We start from the raw sequence: 26,027 nt of genomic DNA, 5'->3' as shown, positions 1-26,027 counted from the left end.
ATGTAACATCGCATCCAATTATTTAACCGCTGAAAACTGAAGCCTTTATTTATTTACTTATGGCTCCGCGTTAATTACCGCACCAAATTGTGACACGTATCGCCTGATTCAATAATTAATGCACTTAATTTGTGCTTCTCCTCATAAAATCAACATAAGAAAACACTATAGCAGCGCATAATCCGATTTATTTCGGTAGCAGACCGCTAAGCGGATTAAAAGCGACTGAATGAATATTGTTTATAATCAATATATTAAAAACATCCCCTCCGATTGAATCCTGCACAATTCCGTTAATTTAAAACCTCGCACCTGTCATATCCATGTAAAAAAGACGTTGCACACCTAATTTTTAAAATGATAAAAGTTTCTCACTTGATAATGGTTTTTCATTTTAAAAGGTGACCGATAATGGCTCTTGAAACGGCTGAAGTCCGTATTTCGACATCATGGCAGCGCCCGGAAAATAAATGGCTGGCGGCATTTGCCGAATTTCCTGTTGCCAACATTGGCGATGCGATGGAAAGACTGAATATGTGCGATGGCGGCATTGTTCCGGTCTCCTCCAACACGGCGTTTGTTGGCTTTGCCTTTCCGGTTCAGGTCACGGCTGGCGACAACGCGGCAGTGATCCGCGCGCTGGATTACATCCAACCGGGCGACGTGATGATGATTAACGGCCAGGGCCACATTGATCGGGCGCTGGTGGGCGAGCAGCTGACGCAGCGCTTCCAGCATGCCGGTGCGGTGGCGCAGGTTATCGACGGCGCAGTTCGCGATCGCAGCGTGATTGAATCCACCGGTTTACCCACTTTCTGTCGCGGCACCACGCCGGCGGGTCCGTTCAAAAACGGTCCGGGCGTGATCGGTGAACCGGTGGCGATTGGCGGCGTGGTGTGCTGTGCGGGTGACATCGTGGTCGGCGACGATGACGGCGTGATCATCATTCCCTTCTGGCGCGCCGAAGCCGTATTAGCGGCGGTGCAGGAAGTGGCGCGCCGTGAAGCAGAAATGACGGCAGAAGTGACGCGTCAGTATAAATAAGCCGCTGGCTTAGCGCATTCCGGGGATGTTTTCACCACACTTTCAGGGCAAACCAATGACGAAATCACATGCGGTAACAATGGATTACGCTTTGCCGAAGGACGGAACAACCAAGAATAACGTCGTCCGCCGTGCTTCTCTTGCGGGCGGCGTCGGATCCTTTGTCGAGTGGTATGACTACGGCATTTACGGCTTATTGGTCAGTTCACTGGTGCTGGTGTTTTCCGCCAGTGACATGAGCACCACCGATTCCGGCCTGATGTTGACCTACCTCGGCTTCACCGTAAGCTTCTTTGTGCGCCCGTTTGGCGGCGTCATTTGCGGCTATCTTGGCGACAAAATGGGCCGTCAGAAGCTGCTGGCGATTCTTCTGCTGATGATCTCGCTGGCGACGGCGGCGATTGGCCTGCTGCCGAGCTACGCCAGCATTGGCTGGGCGGCACCGGCGCTGCTGATTTTGCTGCGCATCGTGCAGGGTTTCTCTGCTGGTGGCGAAGTCTCGGGCGCAGGTTCGTTCGTGGCGGAATATGCCGAAGATCATCGCCGCGCGGTGGTGATGTCGCCGCTGGTGATGGGATCGTTTATCGCGTTGCTGTTCGGCAGCCTGCTGATCAGCGGATTGATCAACGTGTTCGGTACGGAGGCGATGACCGCCTGGGTGTGGCGCGTGCCGTTCCTGCTGGCTATTCCGATGGCCTTGATTGGCGTCTACATCCGCACCCGCATTGAGGACACGCCCCATTTTCAGATGGTAAAAGCCAACAAGCGCGTGGTGCGCAATCCATTGCGTGAAGTGCTTTCCTCAAAGCGCCATCTGAAAGCGATTGGACTGGCGATCACGCTGCCAGCGGTCAACGGTCCGGGCTATTACATCCTGTTTGTCTACATGCCGACCTACCTGAATAAAGTGATGCACTTCCAGCAGATTCAAAGCCTGATGGTCACCGCCTGCGGCTTGATCACCATTATCGCCACCATTCCGATGATGGCGTGGCTGTCGGATCGTCTTGGACGCAAGCCGCTGCTGGTGGCGTCGGCGATTGCGATGGCGCTACTGGCGTGGCCCTGTTTCTGGTTGCTGACGCTCGGTATGTTCCCGCTGGCGTGCATGGCGGCCGTTCTGCTGGCCTTTGCCTTCGCCGGACATGCCGGTGTGATTCAGGCGACGCTGGCCGAAATGTTCCCCACCAACGTGCGTTACAGCGCCTACAGCATCGGCTTCAACCTCTCAACGGTGATCTTTGGCGGCTCCGCGCCCTTACTGATGACATGGCTGATTGGGATGACCGGCATCGCCAGCATTCCCAGCTATATGGTGATTTTCACCGCCGCGTTGACGCTCATCAGCACGCTGTATCTGAAAGAAACCGCCGGTAAGCCACTCGCTGCCGAGTGAACGCCGTAGCAATCTGCCCACATTCTGGATTTCGAGGTCATTATGAAAAACGCGTCACCCTGGCGGATAGGGTTTGATATTGGCGGCACTTTTACCGATCTGGTGCTGTTGAATGACATCTCTGGCGAGGCGATTCGGCATAAAACGCTGACCACGCCGGAAGATCCTTCGGAAGGGGCGTACACCGGCTTAACCCAATTGGTGGAGCTGGCCGGCCTCAAAGCCAGCGACATTCACACCATCACGCACGGCACGACGCTGGCCATCAACGCGCTGCTGGAGCGGCGTGGCGCGAAAACCGCCTTCGTGGTGACGCGCGGCTTCCGTGACGTTTTGGTGCTGGGGCGTGAATACCGTTATGACATCTACGATCTGAATGGTGCACCGGCGCAGCCGCTGCTGCCGCGTTCTCAGTCGTATGAAATCAGCGAACGCGTGACGGCACGCGGCGAAGTGATTACGCCGCTCGACGAAGACGAAGTGGTTCGGCTGGCCGCTGAGCTGCGCGACCAATGCTATGAAGCCGTTGCCGTACTGTGCATGCATGCTTATGCGTGGCCGGAACATGAGAATCGCATCGAAGCGATTTTCAGCCGCGAACTGCCGGGCGTATCCATCTCGGTGTCGCACAAAGTGTCGCGTGAAATCCGCGAATACGATCGCGGCGTGTTAACCGCCATGAACGCCTTTGTGCAGCCGAAAGCGCGCCGCTATATGGCACGACTGGAGACCAAATTGCGCGAGGGCGGCTTCACCTGCGACTGGCTGGTGATGGGATCGAACGGCGGCCTGATGGCACCGCAGGTGGCGGCGGATTATCCCACGCGCATCATTGAATCCGGCCCGGCAGGCGGCATCGTTGCCACCGCCGCCTTCGCGCGTAAAAACGCCGAACGTCAGGTACTGGCGTTTGATATGGGCGGCACCACTGCCAAGGCGTGCGTGGTGCGCGATGGCGAACCGTCCATCACCATCGATTACGAAGTGGGGCGCGCGGATCGCCTGCTGAAAGGCAGCGGTTTGCCGGTGAAGTTGCCGGTGGTGGACATGATTGAGATTGGTGCGGGCGGCGGTAGTATCGCGCGTGTCGATTCTCTTGGCCTGCTGGAAATCGGCCCGGAAAGTGCCAGCGCCTGGCCAGGTCCGGCCTGTTACGCGCGCGGCGGCGAGCAGCCGACGGTTACTGATGCCAATCTGGTGCTGGGATTGCTCGATCCCGATGCCTTTCTCGGTGGACGCATGCCGCTCGACGTTGAAGCCGCGCGTCAGGCGATTCGCCGCATCGCCGAACCGCTGGGGCTGAGCATTGAAGACGCCGCATGGGGCATTCATGAAGTGGCCAACAGCAAAATGTCCGAAGCGCTGCGCACCCATTCGGTGGAGAAAAACGTCAGCCCAGCACAAATGACCATGCTGGCGTTTGGCGGCGCGGGCCCGAGCCACGCCTGGTCGCTGGCGAAACAGCTGAGCGTCAAACGCGTTTACTTCCCGAACGGAGCGGGCGTTTACTCGGCCTTCGGCTTATTGACCGCGCCGCCCAGCGCTGACTTTGTGCGCAGCGATCGCTGCCGCCTGCAGCCCGGCATTGATGTGAAACGCATTGCGGCGCTGTTCGCCGAAGGCTTTGACGAGGCGATCACCACGCTGGCGGCGGCCAACGCCGATCCGAATACCGCGATTCAGCAGAAACTTGCGGGCGTACGCTATGTCGGCCAGGGTTCGGAGCTCACCGTCACGCTGCCGGAAAGCTTCCTTGCGCACGGCGATGCGCAAGCCTTGATCGACAGTTTTGAAGCCGCCCATCTGGCGCGCTTTGGTCGCACCTTGTCGGGACAAGGCGTGGAAGTGGTTAACTGGCGCGGTCGCGTGCAGACCACGCCGCCCGCGCTGAATACCACCGATCAACTCAGCCATCCTGAACCCGACGCGCGCGAGAAGAGCTTGCAAGTCTATCTGGGCCGCGAGCAGGGCTTCAGCGCCTGCCGCGTCATCCCACGCAGCTTACTGATCACCGGCGAAGCGATTCACGGCCCGGCGCTGCTGCAGGAAAAAGAGTGCGCGATTTATGTTGGTCCCGGCGCATCCGCGCAGCTGGACCCGCAAGGCAATATTTTGATGGAGCTGAACTGATGAGTGCGACAACCCCCGATCATCTGCGTTTTCTCGACGATCCGATTAGCCTGCGCATTACCTGGGATCGCCTTGTCAGCATCTCGGAAGAGGCGGCGGCCACGCTGGTTAACATGGCGTTCTCCAGCATTATCCGCGAAGTAGGCGATTACTCGTGCCTGCTGATGGACGCCAGCGGCAGCTCGCTGGCGCAACCGAAAACCAGCGTGCCGGTGTTTATCGGCACACTGCCCGCCACGGTGCGTCATCTGCTGGCGAAATTTCCGGCGGAGACGCTGAAACCCGGCGATGCGCTGATCACTAACGATCCCTGGCTCGGCACCGGCCATCTCAATGACGTGACGGTGGTAACGCCGGTATTCCGCGCCGGCAAGCTGGTGGCGTTTACCGGCGCAGCGGCGCACATGTCCGATATTGGCGGCTCGCTGAATATGGGCTCATCGCGCGATATGTTTGAAGAGGGATTCCTCATCCCGCCGAGCAAACTGATGATTGCCGGTCAGGTGAACCAGCAATTGCTGGATCTGTTCCTTGCCAACGTGCGCTCGCCGGATCAGGTGGAAGGCGATCTGCACGCCATGCTGGCGGCCAACCAAATTGGCGCTAACGGCTTGCTCGGCTTGATGGAGGATTTGCAGCTGGAATCGGTAACGCCGCTGGCGGAGAAGATTCACTCGCTGACTGAAATCGCCATGCGCAAAGCGATTGAGGCAGTGCCGGATGGTCGCTACGAAGCGGCGGTGGATATTGGCGACTACGAAGGCGACATCCATCTCAACGTGGCGGTGATTGTCGAGGGCAGCAACATCACCATCGATTATGCCGGTTCGTCGGCGGAGTCGCTGTTTGGCAGCAATTGCCCAATGTCATTCACCTATGCCTACAGCGTCTATCCGCTGAAATGTCTGCTTGAGCCGCATCTGCCGAATAACGAAGGCTGCTTCAAATCCATCACCGTCACCGCGCCGGAAGGCTCGATTGCTAATGCGCGTCCGCCTTGTGCGGTGGAGATGCGTAACCGCGTCGGACACATGGCGCACGCCGCCATTTTCACTGCGCTGGCCGATATCATGCCGGATCGCGTGATGGGCCACTCGGGCAGCGCGCCGGTCACCTGCGACGTGTTCGCCGGACAGTTCGATGACGGACGCCGTTTTGTCGAAAGCCTGTGCGTCAACGGCGGCACCGGCGCGCGTCCTGCCGCAGACGGCATTGTCACCGGCTTCCCTGGCAACATGTCCTCCACGCCGGTTGAGCTGATTGAATCTGCCACGCCGCTGCTGTTCCTGCAGAAATCCATCGTGCCCGATTCGGGCGGTGCCGGACGCTATCGTGGCGGCGTGGCGCAGCGCATGGTGATTCGCAACACCAGTAAATATCCGCTCTCACACAGCATGTTCTATTCGCGGCAAAAACACGCGGCAGAGGGCGTGTTAGGCGCGGCGGCGGGTGCGCCAAACGTTGTAGCGATTAACGGCGCATCGCTGGCGAAACCGGTTGGACGCCATGATGTGTTACCCGGCGACGAAGTCACCATTCAAATGCCGGGCGGCGGCGGCAAAATGCCGGTAGCTGAGCGCGATCTCAACGCCATCCTGTGGGATGTGCAGGAAGGTTACATCACTGAAGCGGGCGCGTTGCGTGATTACGGCGTGAACCTGCATGACCTTACAAGAGGCTAAAACATGGACAGATTAACGGGAAAAGTGGTGCTGATTACCGGCGCGGGTAGCGGAATTGGTAAAGCGGCGGCAGCCGGTTTTGCCGCGCGCGGGGCGCATGTGATTTTGGTGGGACGTCGTCAGGCGGTGCTGGATGAGGTGGCGGCAAGCCTGATCGCGCAGGGCGGTAAAGTATCGGCGTATGCCGCAGACATCGCGCAAAAAACCGAGGTTGAGGCGCTGGTGACGTGGGCGATAGCCGAACGGGGCCAAGTCGATATTCTGGTCAACAACGCCGGCAGCGCCAGCAAGACGCTGAATGCGCGCTGGATTGCCGAAGAGGAGTGGGATCAGGTGCAGGACGTCAACATGAAAGCGGTTTTTCTGCTGACCCAGGCGCTGCTGCCGGACATGCTGGCGCGCAAGAACGGCACCATCATCACCGTTTCCTCACTGGCGGCGCTGCGGCCAAACCTGCTGGGTGGCGCCGCCTACGGCGCAGCGAAAGCGGCGGTGCGCAACTTTATGACCTATCTGCACAACACTTTCCGCAATGACGGCATCCGCTCTACCTGCATTTTACCAGGTGAAGTGAACACGCCGATCATGGATAACCGCGCCAATCCGCCGGATCAAGCGATTCGTGATGGCATGGTGCAGCCGGAAGATGTGGCCGAAGCCATTCTGCTGTGCGCCAGCTTACCGGCGCGCACCGTGGTGGAAGAACTGATTGTCGCGCCGACGGTGCTGCGCGATCTCTCCGGCGATCTGGAGATCAGCCGCTGGAAAAATGCCCCGGCAGCGTGCCAGGCCGAACGTGAAAAATCGGAATAGGAATCCTTATGTCGAGTCAAAATTTTAAAGCCGCCGAGGCGGTATTACGTGTAGAGCGCACCTCGCTGCGTGTGCAGCAACCTGCGTCGAGCAGCGATATGGTTTCTCTGGCGATGGGCGAACCGGATTTCGATACGCCGCCGCGCATCGTGCAAGCGGCGGTTGAAGCACTGCAAGCCGGTTACACCCATTACGCGCCGCTGCTCGGAGACAAAGCCTTGTGCAGCGCGCTGGCGGATGAGGTGTCCGCGCAGAGCGGCAACGCGGTGAAAGCCGGTGAAATTCTGGTCACGCACGGCGGCACCGCCGGTCTTGCGGCGGCGATTCTCTCTATCGTCAATCCAGGCGATCGCGTGGTGATCCCCGATCCAACCTATTCGCTGTATGCGGATTTGGTCAATATGGCCGGCGGCATCTGCGTGCCGATGCCGTGCCGCGCGGATTTGCACTGGGATCTGGAACGTCTGGATCGTGCGCTCGACGGCGCCAAACTGTTTGTGTTCTGTAATCCCGGCAATCCCACCGGCATTGTGCACAGCCGCGCCGAAATTGAAGCGCTCGGTCAGTTGGTGAACCAGCACGATACGCTGGTGATCGCCGATGAAGCTTATAGCGATCTGGTGTTTACCGATCGTCCCTTTACCTCGGTGCTGCACATTCCCGCTTTTGCCGGACGCACTCTGTTCTGTCAGACTTTCTCCAAAAGTTATGCCATGACCGGCTGGCGCGTGGGTTATCTGGCGGGACCGGCGGAGATGATTGCCGCCGCCGCGCGCGTACACAATACGGTGAACGGATCGGTGAACAGCGCGGTGCAGCGTGCGGCGCTGGTGGGGCTCACGCAGTGTAAAGATGACGTAAAACGTATGTATGATGTCTACCGCCAGCGTCGCGTGCTGATGATGGAAGGATTGTCGGCCATTCCAGAGTTGAAACTCAATGAACCCGAAGGCGCGTTTTACTGCTTCCCTGCCTATTCGTTGCCGATTCCGGCGATTGATATGGTGTCGCTGCTGCGCGAACAGGGCATCGCGGTGCGGCCTGGCAGTGAATTTGGCGCGGCGGGCGAAGGGCATTTGCGTCTCTCTTACGCTGCCAGCAGTGAAGCCATTAGTGAAGGTGTGCGCCGTTTGAAGCGCGGCCTGGCCAGTTTCAAATAACATCAGTACGTTTAAGGAAGCACACCCACAATGACGGGAAAACCGATGCGCAGTGATACCGAAAGAAACCGCAAGAACCTGATTCAGGCAGCTGCCCGTTTGTTCGAGCGCTCCGAAACCCCGATAAGCATGACGGAAATCGCCGCGGAAGCTGGCGTCTCCGTGGCCACCGCCTATCGTCAGTTTACGTCGGTAGAAGAGGTGCTGAATGCGTATCGTCAGGACGTGGGGCAACTGCTGCTGGATTACAGTCTCGAGCAAAGCTGCAGCGGCTTACTGAAGCTGGAAAAAGTCAGCCGTTACTGGATCAAACTGGTTCGCGAGCGCGGTGCGGCGATGGTGCCGATGCGTAACCGTCGCGGCTATCTGGAACGTTTATGGGAGGGCGCGGAATACTTGTTAGTGCAGGCCGACGCGCTGCGCCCGGCGTTACGTGAAGCGATGGAAGAGATGGAGTTGCCGGACATCGGCGACAAGGCGGTGTTCCTGTGGAATATCCTGTTCGATCCGCGCGAAATCTTTGATTTGCTCGTCACGGTAGGGCTGACGGAAAAACAGGTCGGCACCCAGCTGATGTCGGTTCTGGTCGGCGGTTTACGCGGCTTCGCCACCGCGAATGAATTCACCGCCGAAGCCAGCCGCAGTAAATAGTTTGTGTGCCAGGTCGCCATAAATGGCGCCCCTACAAAACCCGCTCGTAGGGTCGCCATTTATGGCGACCTTTTGCATCAAAAACGTCTTAACACCAACATCCTTGCATGTTCTCACATCAATTTTCTTTTGAATAACAAGCCATTAAAACTTGTTAAAACGCGTTAATAACAAGATTTCACCTCAACTCACTCGTCCAGAATGAAGGTTGTTATTACTCTTAAGGCCAATCTTAGTGCAGGCTTGCGCCTATTACGCGCGATGAAGTTTTGTCAGCACTTATCATTGATTCGTCTTTAGAGAAATAATAATGAGCGTTAAACACAACATTACAGCCATCACCTTATGTACCACTTTTATGCTATTGCTGGCAGGTTGTCAGAGTCGCATAAAAACATTGCCATCAACGCCTTCGTCCTCGGTGCAAAACGAACGGCAAGCGGCAGAAACCGAAAATACACAATTACAGCAGTGCCGCGATGAACTGGATGCTTTAAAGAGTGTTGAAGCAACACAATACGGTATTAATAAAGCTGAGTTTGACCGATTAATGGGTGGTGCGGCGAAATATGCAGCGGTGCGAAATAAAGTGAATAATGGAACTCAGGATACCGTTGATGCACTGTATCGATATAAAGTGAATCGGCTATGTGCGGAAATCAAACAGTCATTGCTAAAGAGTTTGTCCGACCGCGCTGAGTCGATAAAGTAATGATTTATTTAGATGGCCGTAATGTTGATGATAGTGCGTTCCCCACTGAAAATGATGTCGATTTTTCCTAAGTCTGCAAACATAGCTTTGTCCCGGAAGTAAGCGCTAGCTTAGGAAGTGCCGTAACAGCCATGGACTAGCCCTAATTTTAATCATTATGATTCAGAAGTTCCGCTTTATCCCTCTTTAGTCCACACCGCACAGCAATCATAATTACGCGCGAAAATGATATTTCGTGCGTTAATTTTATGTTAGCGGCTATTACTCGATTTGAAGGTGCGTATGGCTTTTTCTCGTTTAATGTTAAAAAAAATAGTCATCTATTTTATGGTGATTATCCCGTATTGGGGTTTGCCTATTAAGGCCCAGGCGGATTCATCGGGTATTCCAGAATTACTGCTGTTTGCGAAGGAATATCAGGCGCATCAGGAATCACAGCCTGAAAATAAATCCTCTGACATGCTGAATGCAGAAAAGCCCAAGGCTTTATCAACCGGAAAGAAACCATCAGTACGGCGATCAAATGAGCAACAAGCGACTTTAGCGGCACAAGAGCGCGAATTAAAAAAACTGCGAGCTGAAAAACAAGCCGCTGAAGCGGCGTTACAGGCTGCGCAAAAAGAAAAGGCGTCGACTGCAGAAAAAACGGCTCCCGCGCTCACACTGACACAAAGCCTGGATAATTTGCAGCAGTTCGCTGCCGGGGTTCGTAAAGCTCTCAGTCTGACGGCCAGTGAAAAAGACGTTAAAGCACTGATTGCCGCCAGCAAAGAGCGCGAATTAGTGGCTAAAGAGCTGAATGACACCATGCGTGCCAACAATGATGAACTGCGTAATCAACTTGAGATTTTGCAGCAAACACATCAGCAGCAGCGTGACGAACATGATGATAACCTGCGTGCATTTCAGGCTAACGTGAAAAAAGAGCAGCAAGAATTAGCGGCTTCGCAGCTTGAGATCGCTAAGTTAAATGAGCAGGTTGCGGGCTTACAGCAAAAACTCGCAGAGCAAGACACTGCCGATAAAGCGCAGGTGAAGGAGTTGCAAAAAAATCTAATCTCCTTACAGCAAATTAACGAATCTCAGGCGGCACAGTATCAGCATTTTGAAGATCTAAAGCGGATGTTAGAAGAGAAAGAGAGTGAAAGGGTTGAGTTGGCTGTAACTCTTAAATCCGTAGAGGCAGAGCGTGACACCCTTAAACATCGCGAGGATGCCTTAACCTCGCCTGAGTTGCTGAAAAGCGCGGCAGGCAAACAATCTTATGCCATTGGCGTGTCACTGGCGCAGGATATTCTGGCACTGGAAAACGAACATAAGGAAATGGGCGTAGCGACAGACAAAAACAGCATGCTCGCCGGCATCCAGGATGTATTCATTGATGAAAATCAACTGAAACTCTCTGCTGTAGAGTTGAAGCAGGCAAAGCAGGACGCTGATGAGGTGGCTAACAAAGCACGCGCCAAAACGGTCATTGACAAGCGGAAAGAGGGTGAAAAATATCTCGCAAAATTTAAGAAGCAGAAAGGGGTTAAATCTTCCGATACGGGCTTCTGGTACAAGGTTGATTACGCTGGCGATGATGTTATCCCTGAAGATGCTACGGTTTCCATTGTTGTAAAAGAGATGCTCACCGATGGAACAGTGGTGCAGGATATGGAACTGGCCGATAAAGTACTCTCTCAGCCGATTAATGATTTCCCACCGTTGTTCCAGGCGGCTATCCGCGAGTTACGCAATCACGGCAGTTTGACGATGGTGGTCCCGCCCGAGAAAGCCTACGGCGATAAAGGTTACGCACCAAAAATACCACCAGGCGCCACGATGATCTATGTGTTGCGAATTGCTGAAATTGTGACTTCTGAACAACAGACCAACATCTAAGCGTTATAAACAGCAGACGCCGGATTAATTGTCCGGCGTCTGCTGTTTTTATATTTGACTATTGGCAAAGGGTGCGAGGACGTTCATTTATCCCGAGCATGTAATTATTGCCAGGTAATTTGAACATCATAATCGGCGCGGTAAAAGCGGTCTTCACCAGCGGGTCAATGTAGCGCTCAATGTCACTGTCATGATTGTCTTCACCGCTAAGCCGTGTCACTCGGGTGGTTTCGACTCGCCAGTGTGATGATTTTAAACTGTATTTTAATTCATAAGAACGCAAGATGTTTTTGACCGTTTCCGCGCCGCTGAGATCCTTATACCGAATCTCCGTCGAATAAGTGCCATTTCCGCCTTGCATTCCTGAACTAAACCACCAATGCGAATGTGTAATCACTTCTCGTCCAGCCTCATGAAATACATTAACAGAATTTGCTTTGCAATTAGGGGCCATAGACAGAGCCACATAAGGTGCACTAAACCAACCTGCCGCTGGAAACAAAACTAAACCGGCAAGAATCATACCTAAACGATGAATATTCATTCCCCCTCCTGAAAATTCAGCGAATAGCACAGTTTTTCTAGTTGAGTAATCTCACGATCGCAAACTAATGTCGACAAATTCCCATGCTGCAAAATACTTCTATTCACATAAATCCATGCTGTAGAAAAGCTGTAAGGGTTTACCTTTTCAATTGAGAGAAAACGATTTTTGATATCCTCAGCATTCGCGCGCATACCTTTCTGCACCAGAATATGCAAATTATCCTGCTCGTGGAGCGTTACATAATGTACGGGATATAAAAGAGACTTCATATGTAACCAACCCGCCAACAGTGTCAGTGATACCATACACAGAATAAAGAGTAGCAACTCGGCTCTCATCATCGAGCGGGAACCACGTGTAGACGGGATGGTCAGTGGTTGGACGAGAGTGATCTCATCACCATTTAATGCAGTGCTTTCCACTGCATCATCAATATGTTGCATTCCAGGCAGTTCTAAATAGCCATTACGCAAGCGATAACCGCTGCCAACCTCAGTGACCAATGCTCCTTCAGATACGCCTGCCGCTGCCAACTGTTTCCTTAGCTGGTAGAGCGCCACGCGCACTGATGAATCACTTACGATCAAACCTCTATCAGCCCAACAACAATCCATAATTTCTTTTCTGCTGACAATATTTCCCTTAGCGGATACCAGCAAAGATAAACACTCGGTTTGCTGGCGACTCAGTTCGATGATGATCTCGTCGTTGATCAGCTGGCGGTGTTCCATATCGAAAATGACTGACACTTTTTTCCCTTACGAGAAGCTGGGGCTTCTTCAACTTAGAATATGAATAGCTGTTAAGTAATATATCGGCAAAAGTATAAATTAATCACTACTGTTAATGAGGATTTAATAGCCGTTAAACAACGAGGGCAGCGCTAGCAAGGGATTTTCTTAATGGGATAACGAAAATTTAATAAGGTTAATAGATGTTAATTCTGGCTTTTAACATGTATTTGAGAGTCTCTATTAAGCCTTTTTTGATGTTTTTTGGTATTATTTATTAAGCGCAGTAAACAATATTGAGTCTGTCAGAAGGACAAAAAACGTTAAAAATTGAGGCTTATTTCGTCATTAAAATTATCCAGTGTCATTTGTGGAGTTGTTTTTTAACATATTTACTGACAAGTGATCAAAAAAAGATCAAATAATAATGTTATCTCGTTAAAATCTCCGAATATTGAACAAAATGTTGGTGTCCTCATTCTCATTTTCATGAGATTTTATAAAAAGTTTACATAAGCTAAGTCAGTTTTTGTAATGGTGAGGCTTTTGGTTCCATTAGGTATTAACATATCTAATGTCTCAATTGGGTTAAGTGGAATTAGGGATAATTACCTATTGACCTGAGGCGAAATAAGATTGTGCGAGTAGAAACCAGGTCGCCATGAATGGCGCCCCTACAAAACCCCGCTATTTACGGCATTGATTGGCATTGGAGCTTCGCCGTTAACGCCCGCAGAGGGGTACGCAAAACCTCATGCAGCGCGCGGATCGCCGGGGAAAACTGCTTGCGATGCGGGCAGATAAGGTGCAGCGGCGTGCTTTCTCCCGGCATCTCCGGCAGCACGCGCTCCAGCCTGCCGGCCAGCACATCGTCACACACATCAATCCACGATTTATAGGCGATGCCCATACCGGCGATGGCCCAGCGCCGCGCCACTTCGGCGTCATCACATAGCATGCGGCTTTTCACCGTGATCTGGCGGCGCATGCCATCCTGCGGAAAAGTCCATTTGTCGTAAACGTGGCCGCCCATAATAAACAGCAGGCCATGATGGTGCTGGGCGATCTCCTCCAGCATTTGCGGGCGACCGTGACGATCAAGGTAATCTGGTGACGCCACCATCACGCGGCGATTGTCCTCCGCTAGCGGTAGCGCCACGTAGCTGCTGTCTTCCAGCTTGCCGTAGCGAATGGCGATATCCACCGGATCGCGGAACACATCGCTGATCTGATCAGAAAAGGAGAGACGCACCGCCAGCGCCGGATGCTCGCGGCAAAAGTCGGTGATCAGCGGCAGCAGAATATTGCGGCCAATATCCGACGGCAGTGCGATTTTCAGCTCGCCGCTCAGCGCATCTTCATCGCTCTGCAAACTATCGGCACCGGCATGCATCAGCGCCAGCATCTCCTGCGCGTAAGGCAGATACTTTTCCCCTTCGGCGGTTAAGCGCAGGCTGCGGGTTGATCGGGCAAACAAGCGCCGATCCAGTTCCCGCTCCAGCCGCTGAATTGCCGCGCTGACCTGTCCGGGCAGCAAATTCACCTCGCGCGCGGCGCGTGAAAAGCTGCCGAGTGCGGCGGAACGCACAAACAGAGTGACATCTTCCAGTCGGATCATCTTCTTATTCATCGTGGTAGTCGGCAGGGATTTTCACTCTAAAAGTGAAAGTGTTCACCTGCAACTGGCATTTTTCATTGCGCGGCGGCCCGCTATGCTGAATTCACTTCACCAAACCTGCTGATGAATAAGGATCTGCCTGATGAAAGCCATTGTTTATAGCCAAAACGGTTTACCGATTTCCGATGAAAATGCGCTGTATGAGCTGGAGGTTGATAAGCCAACGCCGGGCGCGCGCGATCTGCTGGTAAAAATTCATGCTATCGCGGTGAATCCGGTGGACACCAAAGTGCGCGCCGGTGCGCCAACCGATAAGCCGCGTATTCTGGGTTGGGATGCGGTAGGCGTGGTGGAAGCGGTGGGCGCAGAGGTCACGCTGTTCCAGCCGGGCGACGAGGTGTTTTACGCCGGTGATATCACGCGCGCCGGCAGCTATGCCGAATATGGGCTGGTGGATGAACGCATCGCCGGGCATAAACCGCGTTCGCTGAACCACGCCGATGCCGCCGCGCTGCCGCTGACTTCACTCACTGCGTGGGAACTGCTGTTTGATCGTCTGGAGGTGCAGGCCGATGACGACGCTGCGCTGCTGATCATTGGCGCAGGCGGCGGCGTTGGTTCCATGCTGACGCAGCTTGCAAGCAAGCTAACCAAATTGACGGTGATCGGCACCGCATCCCGCCCGGAAACGGCGGATTGGGTGCGTTCACTCGGCGCGCATCACGTGATTGATCATTCTCAACCGCTGGGCGAACAACTGGCGGCAATTGGGCATAAAGAGGTGCGCTATGTCGCCTCGCTGACGCACACCGACAGCTATTACGATCAGCTGATTGATGCCCTCGCGCCGCAGGGCAAGCTGGCGTTGATCGACGATCCCGAAACGCTGGATGCGGTACCGCTGAAGCGCAAAGCGATTTCGCTGCACTGGGAATTGATGTTTACCCGCTCGCTGTTCCATACCGCCGATATGCAACGCCAGCATGAGATTCTTCAGCGCGTGAGCCAGTTGATTGATGACCAAACTCTGCAAACCACCGCTGGCGAACATCACGGCGTTATTAATGCCGCCAATTTGCGCAAGGCGCATGCGCTGATCGAGAGCGGTCGCGCACGCGGTAAGATTGTGTTGAGCGGATTTTAATGATGCGGTCGCCATAAATGGCGACCCTACAAAACAGCACCGAACATCCGTACGGTCGACATTTATGGCGACCGTAAAACATTCTCTATTTGAACAATATAAGGAATAGACCATGACACTCAATGATGCAGTCGTTCGTCGTCACACCGTCAAAGCGTTTGAGGGCGGTAAAAGCCTGCCGCAGGATGAAATCGAAACCCTGCTGAACGTGCTGCGCAACAGCCCGTCATCGGTGAACTCGCAGCCGTGGCATTTTGTGGTGGCATCGACCGCCGCCGGTCGCGAGCAGATGGCCAAATCCACCGAGGGCGCATTTGTCTACAACAGCCCGAAAGTGCTGAACGCGTCGCACGTTATCGCGTTGTGCATGCGTACCGATCTGGATGAAGCGCATTTACAGAATGTACTGGCGCAGGAAGAGGAAGATGGTCGTTTCGCCAAACCAGAAGGCAAAGCGGGGCAGGATAAGAGCCGTCGCAGCTACGTGGATATGCATCGTTACGAGCAGCGCGATGTGCCGCAGTGGATGGAAAAACAGGTTTACCTGGCGCTGGGTGGATTGCTGCTGGGTGCGGCGATGTTGGGGATTGATGCCACGCCGATGGAAGGTTTTGACCAGCGCGCGCTGGATCAGGCGCTGGGCCTGCGCGAGAAGGGCTTTACCAGCGTAGTGCTGGTGTCGCTGGGCTATCGCAGCGAGGCGGATTTCAACGCTGCATTGCCGAAATCACGCTTGCCGCGTGACGAGATCTTTACCTTTATTTAAAGTTTGCGGTCGCCATAAATGGCGACCCTACGGCAGGTTTGCAACATCGGGGCCGACCCGATAGCGCGATTTCGTAGGGTGCGCATTTATGCGCACCGTTTCAATGGCCGCATCCAACCGACGGAAACCGCAACGTAAAACGGTTCACCCTATCTTCGCTGTGCACCTCACAACTTCCCTGATGCAGCCGCATGATGCTGCGCACAATCGATAATCCTAAACCGCTGCTACCCTGATGACGTGACGCGTCAGCGCGCCAGAAGCGATCAAAGATGCGCGCCTGCTGTTCAACACTTAGCGCCGGACCCTGATTCTCCACCATCAAACTGCTGCCCTGATTGAAAACTCGCACGGTGGAATCTCGATCGCCGTAGCGCAAGGCGTTCGCCATCAGATTCGCCAGCGCGCGTTGCAGCAGTTGCGGATCGGCGCGCAGTTCGCCGTGCAGCGCCATCTCCAGCCGCATCGACTGCTCTTCCGCCATGCCGTCAAAGTAGTCCTGCAACTTCTCGCCGAGCAGCGCCAGATCGATGTCCTGCAAATCCATTGCCTGGCTGGCATCTTCCGCTTTGGCAAGAAACAGCATGTTGTCGATCATCTTCGCCAGCCGTTCCAGCTCCTCGTAATTGGAGCCGAGCAGCGCCTGATAATCGCCGACGCTGCGCGTCTGACTCAGCGCCACTTCGGTTTGGCCTATGAGTGTGCTAATCGGCGTGCGCAGATCATGCGCCATATCAGCAGAAACCTGGCTCAACTGTTGATAACCCCGTTCAAGGCGACTCAGCATCTGATTAAAAGCCGCCACCAGCGGCTGCAATTCCGCTGCCGCCTGTTCAGGCATGCGCTGCGACAAATGGCGCACGTCAATGGCATCCGCCTGCGCCGCCAACCGACGCAGCGGTATTAAGCCGCGCCGCACCAGCCAGATGCTGATTGCCGCCACCAGCGAAGCCGCCAGTGCGGTGGCGAGGATGATTTGATCGCGATAACTGTTGAGCGTTTGCGTGCGGTCGCTCATCAGGCGGCCGGTAATGATCTCAATCTGGCCGTTGCCATCACGCGTTGGCGCCAGCGCGGCTGCCGAGATAAACGGCGTACCATCTGCGGCGGCGAGATGATGCACCGATGACAGCGCCAGCGGTTGATCGGCTGGAACCGGCGTGATCGCAGGAATCGGGCGCTGGCCGGGATTGACCACAATCAGCGGCGGCTGGCCCGTAAAACGCAGCACCAATAACGATTCGGTATTGCCGAGCATGTTGGCGAACAAACGCGGCTTTTGCTGAATGAGCGTAATCGCATCTTCATCGCGCAGCAGCGTGCGGATCTGATCGATGCGCGTTAGCAACGCGGCATCGTCGCGCACGCCAATTTGTGTCGCCAGCGAATGATAAAGTGCGATGCCGCTGAGGGAGAAGATGACGATCACTGTGGCGCTGAGCAGCAGCGACAGGCGCGCGGCCAGCGAACGGGTTTTCATGATTCGGCTTCGCAGCGATAGCCCACGCCGTGCACGGTGTGAATCAGCGGCTGGGCAAACGGGCCATCTATTTTCTGTCGCAGGCGTTTAACTGCCACATCGACCACGTTGGTGTCGCTGTCAAAATTCATGTCCCACACGCGCGAGGCAATCAGGGTGCGCGTCAGCACTTCGCCGGGATGCAGCAGGAACAAGTGCAGCAGGTTGAACTCTTTATTGGTGAGATCAATACGCTGACCGCCGCGCTCAACGCGACGTTTCAGGATATCCACTTGCAAATCGGCCAGCTGGAGAACATCCGGCAACTTCTGCTGCCCGCCGCGCCGCAGTTGGGTGCGCACGCGCGCCAGCAGTTCGGCGAACGAGAAGGGCTTGACCAGATAATCATCTGCGCCCAGTTCCAGCCCTTTGATACGATCCTCCAGCGTCCCTTTGGCAGTGAGAAAAATCACCGGCGTGTGGATCTGCTTATCCAGCGCCGCCATTACTTGCCAGCCGTCCATGCCGGGCATCATTACGTCGAGCAGAATCAAATCGTAATGATGCTCCTGCGCATAGAACAAACCATCCTGGCCGTTTTCTGCCACATCGACGATAAATCCCGCTTCGGTCAATCCTTTGCGCATGTAATCGCGCGCTTTGGCTTCATCTTCAATCACCAAAATTTTCATGCGCTTCTCCGCGGGATAGGGTTTCAGGGCTGGGCGTGTAACGCGGCTTGCTCGATCAACTTCGCGACGTCATCAGGATGCGATTGGTACACCGAATGGCTGGCGCCGGCAATCTCCACCGTGTGGCTGTGCGCGCGTTTGGCGTACATGCGCTCCAGATCGGGACTGATGATTTTGTCAGCTTTCGCCACCATGTACCAGCTAGGCTTGGCCTTCCACGCCGGGTCAGGAATATTGGCGGTGAACACAGCTGAGTTGGTGGGCATCTGCGCGTGCGCTTCAAAATCGGCCTGCGCCGCCGGTAAGTCAGCAGCGAAATCACTGTGGTAATTTTCCGGCGCGATGGTCAGATAACCGTCGCTGGATTTAGCAAACGGATGTGCGCTATTGGGGAATTTTTTGCCGTTGCTGGCTTCGGTTTCGCCGTTATCCAGCGCATGCGCTGCGATATAAACCAGCCCAGCCACTTTAGCGTCGTTACCGGCTTCAGTGATGATCGCGCCGCCGTAGCTGTGGCCGACCAAAATCACCGGGCCATTTTGCTGATCGATAATGCGGCGCGTCGCCGTCACATCTTCCGGGAAGCCGGTCAGCGGTTCTTGTACCAGCGTCACTTTGTAACCGTCATGCGTTAAACGGTCATACACCGGACGCCAGCCCGCACCGCCGACGAACGCGCCATGCACCAGCACAATATTCTTAATCGGCTGCGCCTGAACCTGCGCCGCGCCGCCTGCGATAGCCAGCAGCATGCCCGCTGCAAAGGTAAGTTTGTTCAATTTCATCGTAATGCTCCTGATAGGAAGGTAGGCCATCAGGATATGCAATCGGCTCTGACACCAGCGTGAGCGAGTTATGACAAAAGAATGACATGCACCTGGCGAGCATTAAGTAAAACTTAATGGGGCATCAATAAAAGCTAACCTACTAACAATTATAAGTATTTACTCTGCATTAAATCCGTAATTTCTGTAGTGGGATCATGTCCACCATGTTATTAACTCTGTATGACGTTGTGAATTTAGCTACCTGCCGGAGATAACAATGAAGAAAAGTTTGTCCTTTGCCTTACTGCTTTCACTGAGCGCGTTTAGCCACGCTTCTTTTGCTCAGCAAACCTTGCGTTTCGGCGTTGATCCTACGTTCCCGCCGTTTGAATCCAAAGCCAGCGACGGTTCGCTGCAGGGCTTTGATATCGATCTCGGTAACGCAATTTGTGCCCAGGCGAAAGTGAAGTGCCAATGGGTGCAGATCGGTTTTGATGGCAGTATTCCGGCGCTGCAGGCGAGAAAGTTTGATGCCATTCTTTCGGCGATGTCGATGACCGAGAAACGCCGCGAGCAGGTAGCCTTCAGCGATATGCTCTATGTCACGCCGAGCGCGTTACTTACACCGGCCAACGCTCCGCTAACCGGAGACATTAACGCGCTGCGTGGCAAAAGAATTGGCGTCGCGCAGGGCACTATTCAGGAAACCTACGCCAAAGCGCAATGGGCAACCAAAGGCGTGAGTGTGGTTTCTTACCCTAATCAGATGGAGATTTACCCGGACTTGGTGGCGGGACGTCTTGATGCCAGCCTGGCGAATGCGGTTTCGGCAGAACAAGGTTTTCTTAACACGCCAGCAGGCAAAGACTACGTCATCAGCGCTACGCTGGTGGATAAAGAAGTGTTGGGCAATGGTGTGGGCATTGGATTGCGCAAAGATGATGCAGCCAATCTGAAGTTGATCAACACCGCGCTTACTGAACTGCACAGCAACGGCACTTACGATCAACTGGCGAAGAAGTACTTCAAGTTTAAGGTCTATCCGTAAAAGTCATATGCACGTAGGGTCGCCATTTATGGCGACTTCGCTCACCAACCGCACCCACACTCATTCAAAAAATCATGCAAAACTTACCTCACTACCCAACTCAACGCGCCCGTTTTCTCGCCGCCGTCAAACGGCAAAACGGTGCATTAACTTCTTACGCGCATCCGTTACCCGGTCCGCAAGGAGAGGATCTTTTCACCGATGTAGCGGTAATCGGCGATGCCAACGCATCCCGGTTGATGCTGGTGATCTCCGGCACGCACGGCGTGGAAGGCTATTACGGATCCGATTGCCAAATTGCCTGGCTGGATACCTTTAACCTCACGGCGCTGCCCGCTGACACCGCCATCGTGATGCTGCATCTGCTCAATCCGTGGGGCGCGGCGCATTTACGCCGCGTCAATGAAGACAACATCGACCTCAATCGCAACTTCATCGATTTTTCACAGCCCGCACCCGCCAATCCTGATTACGCCGCGTGGCATGGCATTTATCATGGCGATCGCGCCAGCGCCGATAACCTGTTAGCGGAAACGCTGAACAGCGCCGGTTGGCAGGTGGTAAAACGCGTGGTGGAAGCAGGTCAATATGGCGCGGCAGACGGTTTCTTTTACGGCGGCCAACAGCCAAGCTGGTCGTATCGCACGCTGGAAACCATCATCGCCCATCATTTGTCGCAGGCCAAAACCATCATCAGCTTCGATCTGCACACCGGCGCGGGCGCATGGGGACATCCGATGCTGCTGTCGATTGCCGAGCAGCGCTTCGCCGCACATGACTGGGGCAACGCGATTTACGGCGAATGGTTAACGCTGCTGTTCACCGGCGCGGGACGCGACAGCGAAACCGGCGTCACCGCGACGGCCACCGGCTATGTGTCGCAATTCCTGCTGACCTCGCTTTCGAGCACGCAGATTTTGCCGCTGGTGGTGGAGTGCGGCACCTATCCCGGCGAGGAGATGCATCGCCGCGTGCGCGACGATCACTGGCTGCATCTGCAAGGCGATCCAGCCAGTGAAAGCGGGCAGGCGATTAAGCAGGAACTGGTGGAAGGATTCTGGCCCGCCGACGCTGACTGGCGGGCGCTGGTAGCCTTTCGCACTCAGCAAATCTTTGTGCGCGGCTGGCGGGCATTAATCGATTTATAAGCGTCCGTAAAATGTCATGCGGGCGGTTTCCGACAGCGCAATGCCCGGCTCGGTGTTATACGCCAGCACCGCCAGCATGCGGGTGATGTCGCCTTCAGTTGGCGTGACGCGATGCAGCGAATTGCGGCCACGGAACAGCACCAAATCCCCGGCATCAATCGCCAGCGCGTCTACCGGCTGGCGCTGGTCCAGCACCGCCGCCACGCCGTCGAAATTCATCTCGCCGGCATCGGCGTCGCGCAGATCCTTCACGTACTGGAACACCGCGCCTGCGCGCGGCTTCTGCACCAGCAGCGTGATGGCGAACGACGAGTTATCAAAGTGCCAGCCCAGTTCCTGCCCGTCGGGCGCGAAATGCAGATTGATCGACGAAAGCGGATCGGCATACGGATAGAGCGCCTCTTCTCCCAACACATCGCACAGGAAGCTTTTAAACAGTTCATCATTGTAGAGCTGACGCAGCGGTGAATCGGCGGCAATCACATCATCGGTGATGCAGCCTTTAGTGCTGATGACATCGCGATTACGCGGATGATCGGCGCTAAAAGCTTCATCTTTCTTCATCAGATAAACATTGTGTTTGCTGGCGGTGTGATACGCCAAATGGCGCTGCGCATCACCTTCGGCAATGATGGCCTGCAGCGCGGCGGGCTGCAGGAATTGACGCAAAACTAATGCGCCGTGCTGATTAAGTTGCTCACGGCAGGCGCGACGCCAGTCGGCATCGGCCAGCGGATGCAGATCGAAACGAATCAAGGCAGACATAGTTTCACTTCTCATGTGTTACAGGTGTGTAAAGACTGTAACTCGCTGATATGTTAATACGTAACGATAAAAATTTAACACCTTGCTAAGGAAACCTTAATGCCCGCGCCATCACCGCGTTTGCCCAAAATCAGCGTCATTCAATCGTTCAAAGTGGCGGCGGAGCTGGGCAGCCTGGCGAAAGCGGCTGCGCAACTGGCGTTAACGCCCGCTGCGGTGAGCCAGCAGATTCGCCAGCTGGAAGAACAGTTGGGCAGCGCGCTGTTTGTGCGCACCCAAAGCGGCGTGATGTTGACGGAGATGGGCAAAGAGTATCTGCGTTATGTCACCGAGGCGTTCGACATTCTGCACCTCGGCCAGCAAAACCTGCGTCATGCGGCATCAACACCGCGTTTAACGCTCTACTCGTTGCCAGCGCTGGCCTCAAAATGGCTGCTGCCGAATATTGCGCAGTGGCGCGAGCAATGTCCTGATATCGATTTAGCGCTGCACGGCACGCATACGCAGGTAGATTTCAACGCCACGCCCGCCGATTTTGTTATCTGTTTTGGTGAAGATCGCTATCCGCAGCTGGACAAGCATTTGCTGTTCCTTGATGAGGTGCTGCCGGTGGCGAGTCCGGCGCTACTGCAACGTTTTGTCGGGCAGGATGTGTTGCAGCACGCGCCGCTGATTCACCTCGACTGGGGTAACGAAGGGCGCTTCTTACCCGACTGGCGCAGCTGGTTTCAGGCCAGGGGCATTGACGATCCGCCACTGCAGCCATCATTCAGTTTCAATCTCACCTCGCTGGCGATTGATGCCGCCGTGGCAGGCGCGGGCTTGCTGCTCGGTCAGCGGCGTTTGATTAGCAACGAACTGGCGCGCGGCGATCTGGTGATCGTCGATCCACTTAGCCTGCCGCTCAGCAAACCCTATTTTCTTGCCTGGCCGCAGCGCTCGCTCAGCCAGCCAGGCAGCGACGCGCTGATCCGCTGGCTCACGCAGCTAGCCCACTCGTAGGGTCGCCATTTATGGCGACCAGCAACCCGCACGAACTTGTAGGATCGCCATTTATGGCGTAAGACTCGTCAGTTAAGCGTTTTTCGGTCACCATAAATGGCGACCCTACAAATGATTGGCGCTTTTTTCGGATGGTCACCATAAATGGCGACCCTACAAATGATCGGCGCTTTTTTTCGGATGGTCACCATAAATGGCGACCCTACAAATGATCGGCGCTTTTTTCGGATGGTCACCATAAATGGCGACCCTACAAATGATTGGCGCTTTTTTCGGATGGTCACCATAAATGGCGACCCTACAAATGATTGGCGTTTTTTTCGGATGGTCACCATAAATGGCGACCCTACAAATGATTGGCGTTTTTTTCGGATGGTCACCATAAATGGCGACCCTACAAATGATTGGCGCTTTTTTCGGATGGTCACCATAAATGGCGACCCTACAAATGATTGGCGCTTTTTTCGGATGGTCACCATAAATGGCGACCCTACAAATGATTGGCGTTTTTTTCGGATGGTCACCATAAATGGCGACCCTACAAATGATCGGCGCTTTTTTCGGATGGTCACCATAAATGGCGACCCTACAAATGATCGGCACATTTTTCGTAGGGTCGCCATTCATGGCGACCTGAAATAGAAAGGGAGTTCACCAATGACCGCAGATCTCAACTTCTGGCTCACCGCGCTGGTGGTCGGCATCACCATTTTGCTGTGGGCCAGCGCACGTTTGCCGGAATACGTCACCGCGCTGCTGTTTTTCGCGGCGGCGATGTTGCTACAGCTGGCTCCCGCCAGCAGCGTATTCAGCGGCTTTGCCTCGTCGGCGTTTTGGCTGGTGCTGAGCGGTTTTGTGCTGGGCGCGGCGATCCGCAAAGTCGGCCTGGCGCAGCGCTGGGCCAACTGGCTGATGGTGCCGCTCAGCCAGAGCTGGCCGCGCATGATTGCAGGCACCGTGCTGCTGACTTATCTGCTGGCGTTTGTCATGCCCTCAAATATGGGACGCATTGCGCTGCTGATGCCGGTGGTGCTGGCGATGGGCGAACGCGCGGGAATCAAAGCGGGTAGCCGCGGCAATATTGGCCTGGCGCTGGCGGTGGGATTTGGCACCTTCCAGCTATCGGCCAGTATTTTGCCCGCCAACGTGCCGAATCTGGTGCTGAGCGGCGCGGCGGAGAGCGCGTATCAGCTGCATCTGCAATGGTTGCCGTGGTGGTTGCTGCACATGCCGGTGGTGGGTATCGCTAAAGGATTGTTGTTGATTGCTTGCCTGCTATTTCTGTTTCGAGCTCAGCCCAAAGCGGTGCAACAGCGCGATAGCTTAAGCGCGCTCAGCCGCAGCGAATGGCGCTTGATTGGCCTGCTGGCGATCACCTTGCTACTGTGGATGACCGACAGCGTGCACGGCTTACCGGCTGCATGGGTAGGAATGGCGGCAGCCTGCATCTGTTTGCTGCCGCGCGTGGGGTTTATCTCCAGCGATGACTTCGCCAGCGGGGTGAATTTCCGCACCTGCATCTACATTGCCGGGATTCTCGGCGTCGCCACGCTGGTGGTGGATTCCGGTCTGGGACGGATGATCGCCAATGCGCTGCTTAGCGTATTGCCGTTGCAGGATCATCCATCCTTCAGCAATTTCGCAGTGCTTAATGCGCTGGTATCGCTGCTGAATTTTGTGCTCACCGCCAACGGCGTACCGGCGATGGTGACGCCGATGGCGCAAGAGCTGGCGAACGCGTCCGGCTTTCCGCTGCTCACCGTAATCATGTTGCAAGTGTTTGCCTACGCCACGCCGCTGCTGCCGTATCAGGCATCGCCGGTGGTGGTGGCGATGGGACTCGGCAATGTTCCAGCGAAGGCCGGTTTGCAGCTGTGCGCGCTGATTTTTCTGCTTAGCGTGCTGTTGCTGTTACCGCTGGATTATCTGTGGTTTCGGCTGCTAGGCTATGCCTGATATCTCTGCCTGAGAATGCTTATGCCAGCCAAAAACGATTGGGTTGATTTTCGTCGTGACGATGAAACCGGGATTGAAAGCGTCAACGCGCATTTTCGCGGACACGCATACGATCCGCACGATCACGACGAACTGCTGGTGGGCGTGACGCAGCAAGGTTTACAACGCTTCAACTGCCACCGTTCGCTACACACCAGCACGCCGGGTCGGGCGATTTTGATTGAGCCGGGCGCGGTACACGATGGACACGCGCCGGACGCTGAGGGATTCACCTACGTGATGCTCTATTTGCCGCAGAGTTGGGTGGCGGAGATGATGCAGCGGCGCGGATTGGGCGATGTATCGAACATCGAAGGCGCTTTTCGCCACACGCTGACCGACGATGCGCTGTTAGCCAGCGCCATTCAGCAAGCCTGGTTTGCGGTGCATCAGGGCGAAGGGCGTTTGGCGCGCGATCAAAGTCTCGATCACTTGCTTACCATGCTATCGCGCCATCTGGATACCAAACCCAGCGTGCAGCACAGCGAAGCGATGCGTCAGATGCAGCTGCTGCGCGACTATCTGCACGATTTTATGGCGCAGGATATTGGACTGGATGAGCTTTCGCGCCTTTCCGGCATCGATCGTTTCCGCCTGACGCGCCAGTTCAAACAGGCGTTCGGCCAATCGCCGCATGCTTATCTGGTGCGGTTACGCTTACGCAGCGCACGCACCTTGCTGGCGCAGGGCATTGAACCGGTAAACGTTGCGGCGCAGGTAGGATTTGCCGATCAAAGTCATCTCGGCCGCTGGTTCCAGCGCGCCTATCGTATGACGCCCGCCGCTTATCAACGTCATTGCACAAACGTTCTATACGCATCCCCGCCTACTCTTAGATGATGAGGTTTTCGTTGTCATTGGAGAGTTGTTGCA

The 26,027-nt window shown here is 55.0% G+C and carries 24 protein-coding genes; 16 read left to right on the top strand and 8 right to left on the bottom strand.

Going from position 1 to position 26,027, the window contains the following annotated elements; genetic code table 11:
* The first annotated feature begins 411 nt into the window (after window positions 1–411).
* From NR302_RS22990 to NR302_RS22950, 9 genes are all read left to right on the top strand, one after another.
* Complete coding sequence (locus NR302_RS22990) at window positions 412–1,044, top strand: RraA family protein (protein ID WP_154156555.1); 633 nt, start codon at window positions 412–414, stop codon at window positions 1,042–1,044.
* A 55-nt stretch (window positions 1,045–1,099) separates the two neighbouring features.
* The gene (locus NR302_RS22985; RefSeq protein WP_008110132.1) at window positions 1,100–2,440 is read left to right on the top strand and encodes an MFS transporter; all 1,341 of its coding nucleotides are present in this window, start codon (window positions 1,100–1,102) and stop codon (window positions 2,438–2,440) included.
* Window positions 2,441–2,482: 42 nt separating this feature from the next.
* Entirely contained in the window at window positions 2,483–4,570 is a 2,088-nt protein-coding gene (locus NR302_RS22980) for a hydantoinase/oxoprolinase family protein (RefSeq protein ID WP_258145433.1), read from the top strand.
* On the top strand, window positions 4,570–6,252 hold the full coding sequence (locus NR302_RS22975) for a hydantoinase B/oxoprolinase family protein (RefSeq protein ID WP_258145432.1): 1,683 nt from the start codon (window positions 4,570–4,572) through the stop codon (window positions 6,250–6,252). The genes NR302_RS22980 and NR302_RS22975 overlap by 1 nt, the downstream gene beginning before the upstream one ends.
* Before the next feature lie 3 nt (window positions 6,253–6,255).
* Window positions 6,256–7,065, top strand: coding sequence for an SDR family oxidoreductase (locus NR302_RS22970; protein ID WP_258145431.1), 810 nt, complete (start codon window positions 6,256–6,258; stop codon window positions 7,063–7,065).
* Window positions 7,066–7,073: 8 nt separating this feature from the next.
* Complete coding sequence (locus NR302_RS22965; protein ID WP_258145430.1) at window positions 7,074–8,225, top strand: pyridoxal phosphate-dependent aminotransferase; 1,152 nt, start codon at window positions 7,074–7,076, stop codon at window positions 8,223–8,225.
* Window positions 8,226–8,255: 30 nt separating this feature from the next.
* Window positions 8,256–8,876, top strand: a complete 621-nt coding sequence (locus NR302_RS22960) for a TetR/AcrR family transcriptional regulator (protein WP_258145429.1) — start codon at window positions 8,256–8,258, stop codon at window positions 8,874–8,876.
* A 310-nt stretch (window positions 8,877–9,186) separates the two neighbouring features.
* Complete coding sequence (locus NR302_RS22955; RefSeq protein WP_258145428.1) at window positions 9,187–9,588, top strand: hypothetical protein; 402 nt, start codon at window positions 9,187–9,189, stop codon at window positions 9,586–9,588.
* Between the two features lie 282 nt (window positions 9,589–9,870).
* Entirely contained in the window at window positions 9,871–11,472 is a 1,602-nt protein-coding gene (locus NR302_RS22950; RefSeq protein ID WP_258145427.1) for an FKBP-type peptidyl-prolyl cis-trans isomerase N-terminal domain-containing protein, read from the top strand.
* A 58-nt stretch (window positions 11,473–11,530) separates the two neighbouring features.
* Here NR302_RS22950 and NR302_RS22945 read toward each other — a convergent pair whose 3' ends face one another.
* The 3 genes from NR302_RS22945 to NR302_RS22935 form a co-directional block, all read right to left on the bottom strand.
* Entirely contained in the window at window positions 11,531–12,016 is a 486-nt protein-coding gene (locus tag NR302_RS22945) for a hypothetical protein (protein WP_258145426.1), read from the bottom strand.
* Window positions 12,013–12,768 carry a winged helix-turn-helix domain-containing protein gene (locus NR302_RS22940; protein ID WP_258145425.1) on the bottom strand — a complete coding sequence of 252 codons (756 nt, stop codon included), beginning with the start codon at window positions 12,766–12,768 and terminating at the stop codon, window positions 12,013–12,015. The genes NR302_RS22945 and NR302_RS22940 overlap by 4 nt, the downstream gene beginning before the upstream one ends.
* Window positions 12,769–13,441: 673 nt before the next feature.
* Window positions 13,442–14,368: a LysR family transcriptional regulator gene (locus tag NR302_RS22935; RefSeq protein ID WP_258145424.1), complete on the bottom strand. Its 927-nt coding sequence runs from the start codon at window positions 14,366–14,368 to the stop codon at window positions 13,442–13,444.
* Between the two features lie 142 nt (window positions 14,369–14,510).
* On the opposite strand from NR302_RS22935, the gene NR302_RS22930 reads away from it, so the two are divergent.
* Both NR302_RS22930 and nfsB read left to right on the top strand, forming a co-directional pair.
* Window positions 14,511–15,512 (top strand): zinc-binding alcohol dehydrogenase family protein, encoded by a 1,002-nt coding sequence (locus NR302_RS22930; RefSeq protein WP_258145423.1) that lies wholly within the window; start codon window positions 14,511–14,513, stop codon window positions 15,510–15,512.
* Window positions 15,513–15,624: 112 nt separating this feature from the next.
* The gene (gene nfsB, locus NR302_RS22925) at window positions 15,625–16,278 is read left to right on the top strand and encodes an oxygen-insensitive NAD(P)H nitroreductase (RefSeq protein WP_258145422.1); all 654 of its coding nucleotides are present in this window, start codon (window positions 15,625–15,627) and stop codon (window positions 16,276–16,278) included.
* Window positions 16,279–16,378: 100 nt separating this feature from the next.
* Here the strand turns inward: nfsB and NR302_RS22920 are convergent, their stop codons facing one another.
* From NR302_RS22920 to NR302_RS22910, 3 genes are read right to left on the bottom strand one after another with little or no spacing between them, the layout of a single operon-like run.
* Window positions 16,379–17,758, bottom strand: coding sequence for a heavy metal sensor histidine kinase (locus NR302_RS22920; protein ID WP_258145421.1), 1,380 nt, complete (start codon window positions 17,756–17,758; stop codon window positions 16,379–16,381).
* The gene (locus NR302_RS22915) at window positions 17,755–18,429 is read right to left on the bottom strand and encodes a heavy metal response regulator transcription factor (protein WP_258145420.1); all 675 of its coding nucleotides are present in this window, start codon (window positions 18,427–18,429) and stop codon (window positions 17,755–17,757) included. The genes NR302_RS22920 and NR302_RS22915 overlap by 4 nt, the downstream gene beginning before the upstream one ends.
* 23 nt (window positions 18,430–18,452) lie before the next feature.
* Window positions 18,453–19,214 (bottom strand): alpha/beta hydrolase, encoded by a 762-nt coding sequence (locus NR302_RS22910; RefSeq protein WP_258145419.1) that lies wholly within the window; start codon window positions 19,212–19,214, stop codon window positions 18,453–18,455.
* A 259-nt stretch (window positions 19,215–19,473) separates the two neighbouring features.
* Here NR302_RS22910 and NR302_RS22905 point away from each other — a divergent pair, with 259 nt between their 5' ends.
* The gene (locus tag NR302_RS22905; RefSeq protein ID WP_258145418.1) at window positions 19,474–20,244 is read left to right on the top strand and encodes a transporter substrate-binding domain-containing protein; all 771 of its coding nucleotides are present in this window, start codon (window positions 19,474–19,476) and stop codon (window positions 20,242–20,244) included.
* A 74-nt stretch (window positions 20,245–20,318) separates the two neighbouring features.
* Window positions 20,319–21,392, top strand: coding sequence for a M14 family metallopeptidase (locus NR302_RS22900; RefSeq protein WP_258145417.1), 1,074 nt, complete (start codon window positions 20,319–20,321; stop codon window positions 21,390–21,392).
* Here the strand turns inward: NR302_RS22900 and NR302_RS22895 are convergent.
* On the bottom strand, window positions 21,387–22,157 hold the full coding sequence (locus NR302_RS22895; protein WP_258145416.1) for a 2OG-Fe(II) oxygenase: 771 nt from the start codon (window positions 22,155–22,157) through the stop codon (window positions 21,387–21,389). The two genes, NR302_RS22900 and NR302_RS22895, sit on opposite strands and share 6 nt — an antisense overlap.
* A gap of 99 nt (window positions 22,158–22,256) precedes the next feature.
* Here NR302_RS22895 and NR302_RS22890 point away from each other — a divergent pair, with 99 nt between their 5' ends.
* Window positions 22,257–23,159 (top strand): LysR substrate-binding domain-containing protein, encoded by a 903-nt coding sequence (locus NR302_RS22890; RefSeq protein WP_258145415.1) that lies wholly within the window; start codon window positions 22,257–22,259, stop codon window positions 23,157–23,159.
* A 153-nt stretch (window positions 23,160–23,312) separates the two neighbouring features.
* Here the strand turns inward: NR302_RS22890 and NR302_RS22885 are convergent, their stop codons facing one another.
* On the bottom strand, window positions 23,313–23,786 hold the full coding sequence (locus NR302_RS22885) for a hypothetical protein (protein WP_258145413.1): 474 nt from the start codon (window positions 23,784–23,786) through the stop codon (window positions 23,313–23,315).
* Window positions 23,787–23,816: 30 nt separating this feature from the next.
* Between NR302_RS22885 and NR302_RS22880 the strand changes: the two genes are divergently transcribed.
* Window positions 23,817–25,115 (top strand): SLC13 family permease, encoded by a 1,299-nt coding sequence (locus NR302_RS22880; protein ID WP_258145412.1) that lies wholly within the window; start codon window positions 23,817–23,819, stop codon window positions 25,113–25,115.
* A 21-nt stretch (window positions 25,116–25,136) separates the two neighbouring features.
* Complete coding sequence (locus tag NR302_RS22875) at window positions 25,137–25,994, top strand: AraC family transcriptional regulator (protein ID WP_258145411.1); 858 nt, start codon at window positions 25,137–25,139, stop codon at window positions 25,992–25,994.
* Window positions 25,995–26,027 lie beyond the last annotated feature (33 nt).

It is taken from the genome of Pantoea sp. SOD02, assembly GCF_024707505.1.
GTDB classification, from domain to species: Bacteria; Pseudomonadota; Gammaproteobacteria; order Enterobacterales; family Enterobacteriaceae; genus Pantoea; species Pantoea symbiotica.
This window is presented reverse-complemented; position numbering and strand designations above follow the sequence as displayed.